The 14,128-nt window shown below is 61.2% G+C and carries 11 protein-coding genes; 8 read left to right on the top strand and 3 right to left on the bottom strand.

Annotated elements, in window-relative coordinates; all coding sequences use genetic code 11:
• A partial coding sequence (locus B7L09_RS29095) for a pirin family protein (RefSeq protein WP_141213515.1) occupies positions 1-317 on the bottom strand: 317 nt, incomplete at its 3' end.
• A 333-nt stretch (positions 318-650) separates the two neighbouring features.
• Between B7L09_RS29095 and B7L09_RS29100 the strand changes: the two genes are divergently transcribed.
• Together B7L09_RS29100 and B7L09_RS29105 are read left to right on the top strand one after the other, a co-directional pair.
• Positions 651-1,601 (top strand): GlxA family transcriptional regulator, encoded by a 951-nt coding sequence (locus tag B7L09_RS29100; RefSeq protein ID WP_094471688.1) that lies wholly within the window; start codon positions 651-653, stop codon positions 1,599-1,601.
• Between the two features lie 184 nt (positions 1,602-1,785).
• On the top strand, positions 1,786-3,270 hold the full coding sequence (locus B7L09_RS29105; RefSeq protein WP_094471689.1) for an ATP-binding protein: 1,485 nt from the start codon (positions 1,786-1,788) through the stop codon (positions 3,268-3,270).
• Here B7L09_RS29105 and B7L09_RS29110 read toward each other — a convergent pair.
• Positions 3,235-6,087, bottom strand: a complete 2,853-nt coding sequence (locus tag B7L09_RS29110; protein WP_094471690.1) for an ATP-binding protein — start codon at positions 6,085-6,087, stop codon at positions 3,235-3,237. The genes B7L09_RS29105 and B7L09_RS29110 overlap by 36 nt on opposite strands.
• Before the next feature lie 430 nt (positions 6,088-6,517).
• Between B7L09_RS29110 and B7L09_RS29115 the strand changes: the two genes are divergently transcribed.
• Together B7L09_RS29115 and B7L09_RS29120 are read left to right on the top strand one after the other, a co-directional pair.
• The gene (locus tag B7L09_RS29115) at positions 6,518-7,093 is read left to right on the top strand and encodes a flavodoxin family protein (protein WP_094471691.1); all 576 of its coding nucleotides are present in this window, start codon (positions 6,518-6,520) and stop codon (positions 7,091-7,093) included.
• A 32-nt stretch (positions 7,094-7,125) separates the two neighbouring features.
• A complete protein-coding gene (locus B7L09_RS29120; RefSeq protein WP_094471692.1) occupies positions 7,126-7,950 on the top strand; it encodes an alpha/beta fold hydrolase in 825 nt (274 codons plus the stop codon).
• Positions 7,951-8,007: 57 nt separating this feature from the next.
• Here the strand turns inward: B7L09_RS29120 and B7L09_RS29125 are convergent, their stop codons facing one another.
• Positions 8,008-8,448, bottom strand: a complete 441-nt coding sequence (locus B7L09_RS29125) for a helix-turn-helix domain-containing protein (protein WP_094471693.1) — start codon at positions 8,446-8,448, stop codon at positions 8,008-8,010.
• Between the two features lie 160 nt (positions 8,449-8,608).
• Here B7L09_RS29125 and B7L09_RS29130 point away from each other — a divergent pair, with 160 nt between their 5' ends.
• The 4 genes from B7L09_RS29130 (at position 8,609) to B7L09_RS29145 (ending at position 14,119) form a co-directional block, all read left to right on the top strand.
• A complete protein-coding gene (locus B7L09_RS29130; protein ID WP_094471694.1) occupies positions 8,609-9,529 on the top strand; it encodes a LysR family transcriptional regulator in 921 nt (306 codons plus the stop codon).
• 1,752 nt (positions 9,530-11,281) lie between these two features.
• Complete coding sequence (locus B7L09_RS29135) at positions 11,282-11,698, top strand: DoxX family protein (protein ID WP_094471695.1); 417 nt, start codon at positions 11,282-11,284, stop codon at positions 11,696-11,698.
• Entirely contained in the window at positions 11,691-12,284 is a 594-nt protein-coding gene (locus B7L09_RS29140) for an antibiotic biosynthesis monooxygenase (RefSeq protein WP_094471696.1), read from the top strand. Before B7L09_RS29135 ends, B7L09_RS29140 begins: the two co-directional genes overlap by 8 nt.
• A complete protein-coding gene (locus B7L09_RS29145; RefSeq protein WP_094471697.1) occupies positions 12,281-14,119 on the top strand; it encodes an amidohydrolase in 1,839 nt (612 codons plus the stop codon). The genes B7L09_RS29140 and B7L09_RS29145 overlap by 4 nt, the downstream gene beginning before the upstream one ends.
• Positions 14,120-14,128 lie beyond the last annotated feature (9 nt).

The following is a 14,128-nucleotide window of genomic DNA, read 5'->3' on the forward strand; positions in this document are numbered from 1 at the left end:
TGGTTGAACTCGCTGTGGGCCACGCCGCTGCCGGCGCTCATCAGTTGCACATCGCCAGGGCGAATCACCGAGCCGGTGCCCAGGGTGTCCTTGTGTTCCAGCGCACCTTCGAGGACATAGGAGAAAATCTCCATGTCGCGGTGCGGGTGCTGGCCGAAGCCTTTACCGGCCGCCACACGGTCATCGTTGATCACCAGCAGGTCGGAAAAACCCTGCTCTTTCGGGTTGCGGTAATTGGCGAAGGAAAAGGTATGGAACGACTTCAACCAACCGTGATTGGCGGCGCCGCGATCCGAGGCTTTGCGAAGGGTCAGCATGATGAAATCTCCTGTGGGGACGTTGATTCGTCCGAGTGAGGAGAAGGTTAATGGTTACTGGCTGGTGCAATAAGTAGATGTAAATTGAAATACTGTCGCGTTCAGGTTGACAGTGATGAACTGGCAATGAGGTATTTCCTCCGACGCTGGCGCCGTACATTGGCCATAATGCACAGCACCTAATGCCGAACACGAAACCCCTGTGGGATCGGTGTTCAGCCAGTATTATTTTTTAATTNNGGCCATAATGCACAGCACCTAATGCCGAACACGAAACCCCTGTGGGATCGGTGTTCAGCCAGTATTATTTTTTAATTCAGTGATTGTGAACCCATGAAAACCGTGGCTATGGTGTTGTTCCCGGACTTTCTGCTGCTCGACATGGCCGGGCCGATGGAAGTGTTTTCCATCGCCAATCGATACCTGGCAGCGGATGACCGTTATGAGCTGTCGACCCTCGGAACAGAACATGGCGCGCTACGCGCTTCCAATGGCGTCAGCGTGCAGACCGATCTGCACATCGATCAGGCCGATCAAGCCTATGACCTGCTGCTGGTGCCGGGCGGCCCGGGCGCGTACAACGAAAAACATCCGCCGTTGCTGTGCTGGCTCAAAGACGCCGTCGATCGCGCCGGGCGCTACGGCTCGATCTGCACCGGTGCGTTCGTGTTGGGGCATGCCGGTCTGCTGGACGGCTATCGCGTCACCACGCACTGGCATTACACCGAGCGACTGATCAAAGGTTTCCCCAAGGCGACGGTGGAGACCGATCAGATTTACGTGCAAGACCGCAACCTCATCACCTCCGGCGGCGTCACCGCCGGCATCGACCTGGCCCTGTCGGTGGTCGCCGAAGACCACGGCAAGAAAGTCGCACAGGACGTGGCCAAGGTGTTGCTGGTGGTCATGAAGCGCCAGGGTGGGCAAGCGCAGTTCAGTCCGTTGATGGCCACTGTCGCGCCGCATGAAACACCGATCACCCGCGTGCAGAACCATGTGCTCGAACACCTCGACGAAGCCTTCAGCATCGAACGCATGGCCAGCCTGGCGAACATGAGCACGCGGCACTTCGCCCGGATGTTCGCCCGGGACGTGAACATGACGCCCATGGAGTTTCTGCAAAGTGCGCGCATCGATTGCGCGAGGAATCTGCTGGAAACCAGCGATCTGCCACTCAAGACCGTGGCCTTCAAAAGTGGCTTTGGCAGCGTGCGGCACATGCGCTTTCTGTTCGCTGAAAAGCTCGGTCTGACCCCGACGCAATACCGCGAACAGTTCAGCTAGAGCGTTCTTGGCCGTTGTGCGCACCGCAATGGCCGTGACGCTCCCCCCATGGCAGTTGTACCGTCACGGAGGCCTGCCAAGATAGCGGTGAACTCTTTGCAATGGAGGTGCGGGAGCCTGGAAGGTGGGTGCGACGGATATTTCTGCACTGTGAGCCGGGCCAGGTTTCAGCACGCAAACGTGCATGAACAGCCTCAGAGATTTAAACAGCGATACGGTGCTGCGGTTCGGCCCCTACGCCTTTCACCAGCGGCAACGGCTGATCCTGGACGGTGATCGGCCGCTGCGCATGGGCGGTCGGGCACTGGATATCCTCCAGGTGCTGGTCGAGCGCGCCGGCCATGTGGTCAGTAAGGACGAGTTGATTGCCCACGTCTGGCCGACGTCCGTGGTCGAAGAAATCAACCTGCGCGTGCACATTGCGGCGCTGCGTCGGGCCCTGGGCGACGGGCAGGATGGCCAGCGCTACATCGTCAACATTCCCCAGCGCGGCTACAGCTTTATTGCCCCGGTGGAGCGGGTGCCTGCGGGTACTTTGGTCTCGCTTGAGACTGCACAAAAACATCAACACAATTTGCCGGCACGGCTCACGCCTGTCACTGGCCGGGATTCGATAGTCGGCAGTCTGGTCCGGCAGTTGCCGGTGCGGCGTTTCATGACCCTGGTCGGTCCCGGCGGCATCGGCAAAACCACCGTGGCGCTGCGCGTGGCCGAACTGCTGTTGCAGCACTATGAAGATGGCGTGTGGCTGGTGGATTTCGCGGCGCTCGATGACCCCGCGCAAGTGGTCGACCATCTGACTCAAACCCTGGAACTGGAAGTCAGCACGACCCTGGACGTGTTGGCGAATCGGCATATGTTGTGGGTGCTCGACAACTGCGAACACCTATTGGAACGCTGCCGGACATTGGTCGACGATTTGCTGGCGTCGGCGCCTCGGCTGTCGATCCTCGTCACCAGTCGTGAACCGCTCATGGCGACGGGGGAAACGATTCAGCGCTTGCCGTCCCTGGCGGTGCCGCCCGCGTCGGCGTTGCACAGCGTGGCCGAGGCCATGGGCTACTCGGCGGTGCAGTTGTTCGTCAGTCGCGCCCGAGCCCTTCAACAAGGGTTTGCCCTGCGCGAACAGGATCTGAAGGCGGTGCGTGAAATCTGTCGGCGGCTCGACGGTTTGCCGCTGGCCATTGAACTGGCAGCGGCGCAGATCGACGCGCTAGCGCTGGTCGGTTTGCAGGCTCAACTGGATAACTGTTTTCAGTTGCTGACCCAGGGTCGGCGCACGGCCGTCCCCCGGCATCAGACCCTCAAGGCCGCGCTGGACTGGAGCTATGAACGGCTGAGCCCGTTGGAGCAAACCGTGTTGCAGCGCCTCTCGGTGTTCAAGATGTCCTTCACCCTCGACGCGGCGATTGGCGTGAGCAGTTGCGAGGTGCTCAAGCCCAATCAACTGGCGGCACTGGTGCAGCGGCTGGCCGCCAAGTCGTTGCTCTCGATGGATCAGGTCAACGGCACGACGCGTTATCGCTTGCTCAACACCACGCGCACCTATGCCCTGGAGAAACTCGAGCACAGCGGCCACCTGCGCACGTTCGAGCGGCGCTACTCGCATTACATCAGCCGTGCGCGCTGGATCTCAGGCGTGCAGTTGCCCATGGAGCTCGTCGAGTAGCCGCCGGACTTTGCTCAGGTCCGGCGTGGCAAAGCCTTCGGTGAACCGGTTGTAGATCGGCGCCAGCAGTTCGTGGGCTTGCCGGTACAAACCCTGGCGCTGCCACAGTTGCGCCAGTGAGGTGGCGCTGCGCAGTTCCCAGGCCAGGGCGCCCTGATGCCTGGCCACGTTCAACGCCCGAACCAATACCTCTTCCGCCACCGCGCTTGTGTTGGAGTGAGCTTGCTCGCGATAGCGTCCGCTCAAACAATCCACCTCTGGTGGATATTCCTCAGCCAGCAATGCATCAGCCCTGGCCCGCAATATCTCCGCCGTGCTCCATCCCGCCGCCCCCGTATCGGCCCGTTGCAACAAGGTTTCATCGACGAACGCGGTGTCCAGCGTGACCATGATTTCCTTGATCAGCCCGGCGCCCGATGGTGGCGTTGACGGTGCTTCAGCCTGGTCAATCACCTGCGCATAGTGTTGCGCCCACGAATAAAACAGCAGCACCGAATGTTTCTGCGCCTGCTCCAGCAGCAGCCGTAAAAGTTCGCGAGCGGTTTTACTGTCGCCGTTGTAGTGGGCGATCAGGCAGCCGGCCAGCGCCAGGGTGTAGCAAATGGAGGTGCCGTGGTTGATCTGGAGCGCGATGTCCAGTGCCTGACGGGCGGTGCGCCAGGCTTGTTCCGGTTGACCTTGCAGCCAGAGGATGCGCGCCAGAATCGTCAGGGCGGCCACGCTCTGATCGTATTGCACGCCGAAACCGTGGGTGAAACGGTTGAGGTGTCCGCTGTGGGCCATGCGCTGGATGACCTGTTCGGCATTCACCCGGGCCAGCTGCTGATTGCCGGCAAAGTGCAGGGCCAGGACGCGCAAGCGGTGCGTGCTCAGCGACAGCACGGGGTCACCCTGTGCGCCCAGGCGGTCGAACAGCTGGCTCTGCTCCAGCGCCATTTGGTAATGGCCGCAACTGAGGTTAACCGCCATGTGCCCCGACACCGCCCGCAGTTGACCGGCCACGTCGTTGTTGTGCCTGGCCAGGGCTCTGGCGCTGACGAACGCGGCGATGGTTTCGGCCGTGCCGCCCTGGGTGTGGTAGCAGGAACTGCCGAGGGCGAGCTTGAGGGCCATTTGCAGGTGAGGGCAGGGCGCGGGGGCCGCCTCAAGCAAGGCCAGCGCTTTGCGCACGTAAACCCCATGTTCCTTGAGCAGCGACAATTCCTGCCAGAGGGCCGTCGACGTCGCGGTCAAACGGATCGCCAATGCCTGCGGACCTTGGGCGTTAAAGCCCCAGTCGAGGGCCGAACGAATGTCATCCAGACTGCGGGCGTATCGCTCGATCCACAGGCCGGTGGAAATCAGCTCCCAGTCAGTTTGAGCCTGATGCATCAAGGCCAGGCAACGTTCAGCGTGGCGTTTTCGCGTGTCCGGCAGATCCGCGGTCTGGTCGAGTTTTTCCAGGGCGTAGCTGCGGGTGGTGTCGAGCAATCGGTAGAACACTTCTTCGTCGCCCACTTCCACGTTCAACAACGACTTGGCCACCAGTTGCGTGATCGAGCCGAACACCTCGCCGGGCTCGATGTGTTCGCCGACGATCACCGCCGCGGCCGACTCCAGCGTAAAACCGCCCCTGAACACGCCCAAGCGGCGCAGGCAGGTTTGCTCGCAGGCGTTCAGCAGTTCGAAACTCCAGTCGAGCGTGGCACGCAGGGTCTGGTGCCGGCCCAGTGCCGACGGACAGCCCTGGGTGAGCAGGCGAAAACTGCCTTGCAGCTGGGTCAGCAAACCGCTCAGGCCAAAGTGGCCGACTTGCGCCGCCGCCAGTTCAATGGCCAGCGGAATGCCGTCCAGACGGTGGCAGATTTCAATCAATAGCGGCAGCTCGTGGTCGCTGAGCTCGAAACTGTCATGGCTGGCCATGGCTCGCTCGACGAACAGTTGCAGCGCAGAAAAGGTCAGCGCTTGAGCGCGGTCCAGCACCGCGATGGGTGGTGGGCAATCAAGCGATTCCAGACGCTGGACGAACTCACCTTCGGCCCGCAGGCTTTCGCGGCTGGTGGCCAGGATGTGCACGTGCGGTGCGGCGCGCAGGATGCTTTCGCAGAGCAGCGCGACGGCGTCGATCAGGTGCTCGCAGTTGTCAATCACCAGCAGCATCCGCCGCTCGCGCAGGAACGCGGCAAGGCTGCTCATCGGTTCGGCGTCGTGCAGGGACAAATCCAGCAGCGTCGCCAGATGCGCGGTGATCAGCGACGGGTCGTTGATCGGCGCCAGGTCCAGCAGGCGAATGCCGTCCCGATAGCGACCGATCAACAGTTCGGCGACGCGCAGTGCCACGGTGGTCTTGCCGATGCCACCGGGGCCGACGAGGGTGATGAAGCGCTGGCGTGACAGCTGCGTGACGAGGTTTTCGACCAGCGATTGACGGCCGATCATGCGTGTCTGGCGGATCGGCAGGTTATGGGCGTTCGGCTCGAGGCTTTCGCTCCCGGGGTGTTGCTCGATGGGTTCGAGGGAGAATGGCGCGACAAAACTGTAGCCGCGCTGGGCGACGGTGACGATATAGCGCTGGCCGGCCTGGCCGTCGCCAAGGGCTTTGCGCAGCGCCGCCATGTGCACGCGCAGGTTGATGTCTTCGACGACGCTTTTGGGCCAGACCCCGGCGATCAGTTGCTGTTTGCTGACCACGTTTGGGGCGTGCTCCAGCAGGATCAGCAGAATATCCATGGCGCGCCGGCCCAGGCGCAGGGGCTGGTCGGCCTCCAGCACCAGGCGTTGTCCGGGATAGATCCGGTAGGGGCCGAAATGGATGGCCTGCTCGGGGGAAAGGGTCAACGTGTCGCTCCTGCTTGCAGCCGTCTGGTACGCGGTTTTCGAGCATATTCGTCAGGTTTTTCCGGCAACGCAACGAGGGTTCGAGTGACTGTCGGGTGTTCGCGGCGACTGCCCGTACCCGGCGCCACGGGCGGGTGCCCTGTTTATTGGGTACAACCGTAGCAAAGCAGGTGTTCAGGCTTTTGGCGCGCCAATGAAAATTAACAACGTTTAACTCGTCCTGCGTCTGGTCTACGCCCAAAACTCTGCTGCTTCAACACCCGCTGGTCTTGTAGGCGCGAGCCCGCTCGCGAAGGCGGCGGGTCAGCTTGCATCGATATTGAATGTGCCGCCGTCATCGCGAGCAAGCTCGCTCCCACAGGGAGCTTTGCAGGGCTGGCGGGTATGGGGGCTTGTTGCAAAGGGATTAACTTGTCATGAGGACACCGCAATGAGCAACGTGGTGGTGGTCTATCACAGTGGCTACGGGCACACCCGGGTCATGGCCGAAGCCGTGGCCCAAGGTGTGGAACGGCACGTGGGCAGCACCTGCCTGCTGCTTCCAGTCGATGAAGTGGACCAGCACTGGGACCGGTTGCACAGCGCCGACGCCATCATCTTCGGCGCGCCGACCTATATGGGCAGCGCGTCGGCACCGTTCAAAGGCTTCATGGAGTCCACGGCGGCGTTCTACCTCGCCCAGCCGTGGCGCGACAAACTCGCCGCCGGCTTCACCAATTCCGGCTGCCTGTGCGGCGACAAACTCAACACCTTGCTGCAGATGGCGGTGTTCGCCGCGCAGCATTCGATGATCTGGGTCGGCCTCGACCTGCTGCCGGCGCGCTCCAGCACCGGCGCCTTCGACGGGCAAATGAATCGCCTCGGCAGCTCGCTCGGCGCCATGGCCCAGTCGAATGTCGAACAGACCCCGGACCTCGCCCCACCTGCCGAAGATCGCTGCACCGCCGCGCACCTGGGCGAGCGGGTGGCGCGGCTGGCTGAACGAATGAACCCTTCACCGCTTTGATACACCCCCAACACTCGCAAAGGAGACATCGCATGAGTACGTTCACGACCCGAGACGGCACCGAGATCTACTACAAGGACTGGGGCACCGGCCAACCCATCGTCTTCAGCCACGGCTGGCCGTTGAACGCCGACAGCTGGGAATCGCAGATGATCTTCCTGGCCTCCAAAGGCTACCGGGTGATCGCCCACGACCGCCGTGGTCATGGCCGCTCCAGCCAGCCGTGGAGCGGCAACGACATGGACACCTACGCCGATGACCTGGCGCAGTTGATCGAGTTGCTCGACCTCAAAGACGCCGTGCTGTTCGGCTTCTCCACCGGCGGTGGCGAAGTGGCGCGCTACATCGGTCGCCACGGCACCGCTCGCGTGGCCAAGGCCGGGCTGATTTCCGCGGTGCCACCGCTGATGCTCAAGACCGAAGCCAACCCCGGTGGCCTGCCGATCGAAGTGTTCGACGGCATTCGTCAGGCGTCCCTGGCCGACCGTTCGCAACTGTACATCGACCTCGCCAGCGGGCCGTTCTTCGGCTTCAACAAACCAGGCGCCAAACCGTCCCAGGGCATGATCGACTGGTTCTGGATGCAAGGCATGCTAGCCGGCCACAAGAACGCCTATGACTGCATCAAGGCGTTCTCGGAAACCGACTTCACCGAAGACCTGAAGAAGTTCGACATCCCGACGCTGGTGGTGCACGGCGACGCGGACCAGGTGGTGCCGTTCGAAGCGGCAGGCATCGCCTCGGCAAAACTGGTGAAAGGTTCTACGCTGAAGATCTACCCCGGCGCCCCTCACGGCTTGACTGATACCCACAAGGATCAGCTCAACGCTGATCTGCTGGCGTTTCTCAAGGGTTGATGTGCCCCGGCGCGGGCGTAGATCCGCGCCGGTTTTCGCTCCTGATGAGAGCAGACATTATTGCGCGTGAGTTTGAGCGGAGTAGGGCGGGCGTTGGGGCAGGGCGCGTACAGCACGGCAACGCCACGCAAACGGATTGATGCCTTCGCTGCGGGTGAAGATGTGGCAGAAATGCGCCTGATCGCAAAAGCCGCATTCGAGGCTGATTTGCGTCAGTGTCAGGTCGGTGCTCTGGATCAACTGCTTGGCCCGGGCGATCCGTTGATGGCGAATCCAGTCTTGCGGCGAGAGCCCGGTGCTGCACTTGAACGCGCGGGAGAAATGACTGCGCGACAGGGCGCAGGCGCGGGCCAGTTCGGTCACTTCAACGGTTTCACCAAGGCGTTCGAGGATCAGTTGCTTGACCAGGCTTTCGCGCCACGGGGTCAGGCCGCCGGTGGTTTTCTTGCGCGTTTCAGTGACAGTCGCGCGGGCGACGTTTTGCTGAGAATAGGCCATGACAAATGTCCGTGTCGGTGAGCTTCATTCTTGGGCGCGGGGCTCTGGCAGGCGAGTTAAACGTTGTTAATTCCGTCGGTTTACAGGNNTTATAAACGTGCGGCCAAAGTACCGCTGATCGAGTAAAGTCCCCGGCTGAACACACAAGGAAACCGTGCCTATGAACCGTAACGATCTGCGTCGCGTCGACATGAACCTGCTGGTGATTTTCGAAGCGTTGATGTTCGAAAAGAACCTGACCCGTGTGGCTGAAAAACTGTTCATGGGGCAACCGGCGGTGAGTGCGGCGCTGGGGCGGTTACGGGATCTGTTCGACGATCCGTTGTTGCTGCGCAATGGCCGCGGCATGGAGCCGACGGCGCGGGCGCTGGCAATTCTCAAGGAGTTGCAGCCAGCGATGGATGTGATTTCCGGGGCGGTCAGCCGGGCCAAGGAATTCGATCCGACGACCAGCAGCGATGTGTTCCGCATCGGGCTGTCGGACGATGCCGAGTTCGGTTTGTTTCCGCCGTTGTTGCGGCAATTGCAGGAAGAGGCGCCGGGGATCGTCGTGGTGGTGCGTCGCGCCAACTATTTGCTGATGCCGGCATTGTTGGCGTCGGGAGAAATTTCCGTGGGGGTGAGTTACACCACGGATTTACCGGCGAATGCCAAGTGCAAAAAGTTGCGGGACATCCCCTGCAAAGTGCTGCGCGGGGACAAGCGACCGGGGACGCTGACGCTCGACGAATACTGCGAACGACCGCATGCCATGGTGTCGTTCTCGGGTGATTTGAGCGGCAATATCGATCTGGATCTGGCCAAGGTTGGCCGCAGCCGTCGGGTGGTATTGGGCGTGCCGCAGTTCAGTGGGTTGCGGGCGTTGCTGGCCGGCACTGAAATGATTGCGACTGTGCCGGATTATGCTGCGTGTGCGTTGGTTGAGGGGTGTGCGTTGCGGGCGGAGGATCCGCCGTTTCCCATTGATGCGGCGCAGTTGTCGATGGCCTGGAGCGGGGTGCATGACAATGATCCGGCGGAGCGGTGGTTGCGGTCGCGGATCAGTGAGTTCATGTCGAGGCCTTTGCCGGTTTCTGCTTGAACGTGGCGGCCTTCGGGCCGACCAGGTTCTTGGCGGTTGTGTACATATCCATNCTGTGGGAGCTGGCTTGCCTGCGATGGCGGCCTGGTAGCCGACCATGTTCTTTCAGGTGTACATATCCATTCCTGCGGTAACGGCCACTTATGGTTTCGCCCTTACGGCGACTCCCTTTGGCAAACGCCCCAAAGGAAGCAAAGGTCTTCGCCCCAACGTCCGGCCCCTCGCCTAGGCTCGGCGTACCTTCGCTCCGGCATTCATCTGGGGGCATCGCCTCCGGTCTGCTTCGCGACGACCTCCTCTCGATGTGTGCGGCTTCGCCGCACGGCGCTACGCGCCTAACCCCCTGATGAACACCTACGCTCGGCCTGCCGAAGGGGCGAAAGATCAAGATCAAGATCAAGNTCNCTAACGCTCGNCCTGATGAGTGGTGAAGAGCGAAGCGGTGTACTCCGAACCCTTGTAGGAGCTGGCCTGCCAGCGATGGCGGCCTGACAGCCGACCAATATTTTGCAGATGCACCCATTCCAATTGTGGGAGCTGGCTTGCCTGCGAAGGCGGCCTGACAGCCGACCAATATTTTGCTGATACCAAGGTTGTGCCGGAGGGTGAGGAAGAGTGAGCCGAGGCGGCCTTCGGGCCGACCTGGCTCAGGCTGATGACCCCCAGTCCCCTGTAGGAGCGAGGCTTGCCCGCGAAGGCGGCCTGACAGCTGACCATTCTCCCCCAGATGTACCCAGTCCAACTGTGGGAGCTGGCTTGCCTGCGATGGCGGCCTGGTAGCCGACCAATCTCTTTCAGGTGTAAATACCCATTTCTGCGGTAACGGCCTGCCAGCGATGGCGGTCTGACAACCGACCATTATTTTGCTGATACACCCATTTCAATTGTGGGAGCTGGCTTGCCTGCGATGGCGGCCTGACAGCCGACCAACATTTTGCAGATGTACCCAATTCTATTGTGGGAGCTGGCTTGCCTGCGAAGGCGGCCTGACAGCCGACCAATATTTTGCTGATGCACCCGATCCAACTGTGGGAGCTGGCTTGCCTGCGATAGCGGCCCCATCGCCGATCACTCTCCAACTGATGCACCGCGATCCAACTGTGGGAGCTGGCTTGCCTGCGATGGCGGCCTGACAGCCGACCAATATTTTGCTGATACACCCATTTCAATTGTGGGAGCTGGCCTGCCAGCGATGGCGGCCTGACAGCCGACCAATATTTTGCAGATGCACCCATTCCAATTGTGGGAGNGAGCATGCTCGCACCTACAGGTGCGAGGATGCTTTGGCTTTTGACGTTACCCCCATTCCACTGTAGGAGCGAGGCCTGCCCGCGAAGGCGGCCTGACAGCCGACCAATCTCTTGCAGGTACCCCAATTCTATTGTGGGAGCTGGCTTGCCTGCGAAGGCGGCCTGACAGCCGACCAATATTTTGCAGATGCACCCATTCCAATTGTGGGAGCTGGCTTGCCTGCGAAGGCGGCCTGACAGCCGACCAATATTTTGCTGATGTACCCAATTCTATTGTGGGAGTGAGCCTGCTCGCGATGGCGGCGTATCAACCAACATCAATGCCGAATGACACACCGCCTTCTCGAGCAAGCCCGCTCCCACAGGGATCTTCGTCGGTTGTAGATCCGGGCTCATCCACAAAAACAGCACACACATCCAATTTCCCCCGCTCCCGTCCCGGCACTATCAAACCAGGTCCCGGCGCAGAACGCCGGTGGTTTTTTATTTGTGCAGGTAGCCCATGAATACATCGCGATGGGATGAGCGGGTGCAGGATCTCGGACTGCTGTTTTTGCGGGTCAGTGGCGGCGCGTTCCTGCTGTGGGTGCACGGCTTACCGAAGCTGCTTAACTACAGCGCTCAACTGCAAGTCATCGAAGACCCGTTTCACCTGGGCGCGAACGTCACGCTGATGCTGGCGATTTTTGCCGAGGTGCTGTGCCCGTTGCTGATTATCGCCGGGGTGTTGGTGCGGTTGGCGTGCCTGCCGATTTTGGCGGTGCTGCTGATTGCGCTGCTGGTGGTGCATGCGCAATGGAGTCTCGATGAAGGGCAGTTCGGTTGGCTGCTGTTGATTGTGTTCACCAGCCTTCTTATCGCCGGGCCGGGACGGCTGGCGCTCAATGTCCGATTTGCCGGAGCTTTGCGTTATGCCTGAATCCAATCGTTTCGAGGAAGTCGTGACCCTGGTGATCAAGCACCGGGTCAAGGCCGGTTTTGAAGTGCCTTACGAAGCCTGGTTGCGCAACATTGTCAGCATCGCCGGGCAGCAGGAAGGGCACTTGGGCGTGGATGTGATGCGCGGTAAAAACGCTGGTCTGGACATGTACACCTGCGTGCTGCGCTTTTGTTCCACTGAGGCGATGCAGCACTGGCTCGATTCGCCGCAGCGCCTTGAGCTGGTCAACGAAGCCACGCCGATGCTCGCCGATGGCGACCAGACCGAGGTCAATCCGGTCAACGAATTCTGGTTCGCGCCGCAAGCCGACGCCGCTTCGCCGCCACCGCCGCGCTGGAAGCAGGCCGTGGTGACGTTGTTGGTGATTCTGCCGCATACCTTGCTGGTGCCGCTGCTCTGGGGCCCGCTGCTGCAACTCAACGCCATCCTGTCCAATTACGTGGTCGCGACGTTTCTGATCACGCTGACCATCGTTGTCTCGGTGGTGTACCTGTTCATGCCGATGGCGACGCGTCTGTTCGCGCCCTGGCTGTCTCAATCCACTCCGTCCAAGGAAACGCGATGAACGCCGATCTGATTTTATTCAATGGCCAATTTCATACCGTTGACCGTGAAAACCCACGCGCCAGCGCGGTGGCGATCAGCGAAGGTCGCTTCGTTGCGGTCGGCACCGATGCCGAGGCCATGGCCCTGCGCGGGTCGGGTACGCAGGTCATCGACCTCAAGGGTCGCTGCGTCATTCCCGGCCTCAACGACTCGCACTTGCACCTGATTCGTGGCGGTCTGAATTACAACCTCGAACTGCGTTGGGAAGGCGTGCCGTCGGTGGTCGATGCCTTGCGCATGCTTAAGGAGCAGGCCGATCGCACGCCCACACCGCAATGGGTACGGGTGGTCGGGGGCTGGAACGAATTCCAGTTCGCCGAAAAGCGCATGCCGACCCTCGAAGAACTCAATCAGGCGGCGCCGGACACCCCGGTGTTTGTCCTGCATTTGTACGATCGCGCCTTGCTCAACCGCGCCGCTTTGCGTGTGGCCGGTTACACCCGCAACACGCCGAATCCGCCGGGTGGCGAGATTGTGCGCGATGCCAATGGCGAGCCGACCGGCATGTTGGTGGCGCGTCCCAACGCGATGATTTTGTACTCGACGCTGGCCAAGGGGCCGAAGTTGCCGCTGGAGTATCAGGTCAATTCGACGCGCCAGTTCATGCGCGAACTCAATCGCCTCGGCCTGACCAGCGCTATCGATGCCGGCGGTGGTTTCCAGAATTATCCCGACGATTACCAAGTGATCGAGCAGTTGGCCAAGGACCAGCAGCTGACCATTCGCATCGCCTACAACCTGTTCACGCAGAAGCCGAAAGAAGAGCTGACCGACTTCAAGAACTGGACGTCGAGCGTGACCCTGCATCAGGGCGACGATTACCTGCGGCACAACGGCGCCGGGGAAATGCTGGTGTTCTCGGCGGCGGATTTCGAGGACTTCCTCGAGCCGCGTCCGGACCTGCCGCAAACCATGGAAGACGAGTTGGAACCGGTGGTCCGCCACCTCGTCGAGCAGCGCTGGCCGTTCCGTTTGCACGCCACGTACAACGAATCCATCAGCCGCATGCTCGACGTGTTCGAGAAGGTTAACCGCGACATTCCGTTCAACGGTTTGCCGTGGTTTTTCGACCACGCTGAAACCATCACGCCACAAAACATCGAGCGGGTGAGGGCGCTGGGGGGCGGTATTGCGATTCAGGATCGCATGGCGTTTCAGGGCGAGTATTTCGTCGAGCGTTACGGCGCCAAAGCGGCCGAGGCGACCCCGCCGATCAAGCGCATGCTGGCCGAAGGTGTACCGGTCGGCGCCGGCACGGATGCCACGCGGGTGTCCAGCTACAATCCATGGACTTCGTTGTACTGGATGGTCAGCGGCCGCACCGTCGGAGGGCTGGAACTGCACGCCGAGGGCCTGTCCCGGCAGACCGCCCTGGAGCTGTTCACCCACGGCAGCGCCTGGTTCTCGTCCGAGCAGGGCAAGAAAGGCATGATCAAGGTCGGCCAACTGGCGGATGTCGCGGCGCTCAGCGCGGACTTTTTCAGCGTCGATGAAGAAGCGATCAAGTGGATCGAATCGGTGTTGACCGTGGTCGGCGGCAAGGTGGTGTACGCCGCCGGTGATTTCGAAAAACTCGGACCTGCCAGCGTGCCGGTGCTGCCGGACTGGTCGCCGGTGGTCAAGGTGCCGGGTCATTGGCGTCCGACGTCGCCGATGCAGGCGCAGGTTCACCATTGCAGCGGGCCGTGCGGCGTGCATGCCCACAGCCATGAAAAGGCCCGTTTGTCGAACGCGCCGGTCAGTGATTTTGCGGGTTTCTGGGGCGCGTTCGGTTGTTCGTGCTTCGCGTTCTGACGATCACAA

It is taken from the genome of Pseudomonas mandelii, from assembly GCF_002251635.1.
Taxonomy (GTDB): domain Bacteria; phylum Pseudomonadota; class Gammaproteobacteria; order Pseudomonadales; family Pseudomonadaceae; genus Aquipseudomonas; species Aquipseudomonas mandelii_B.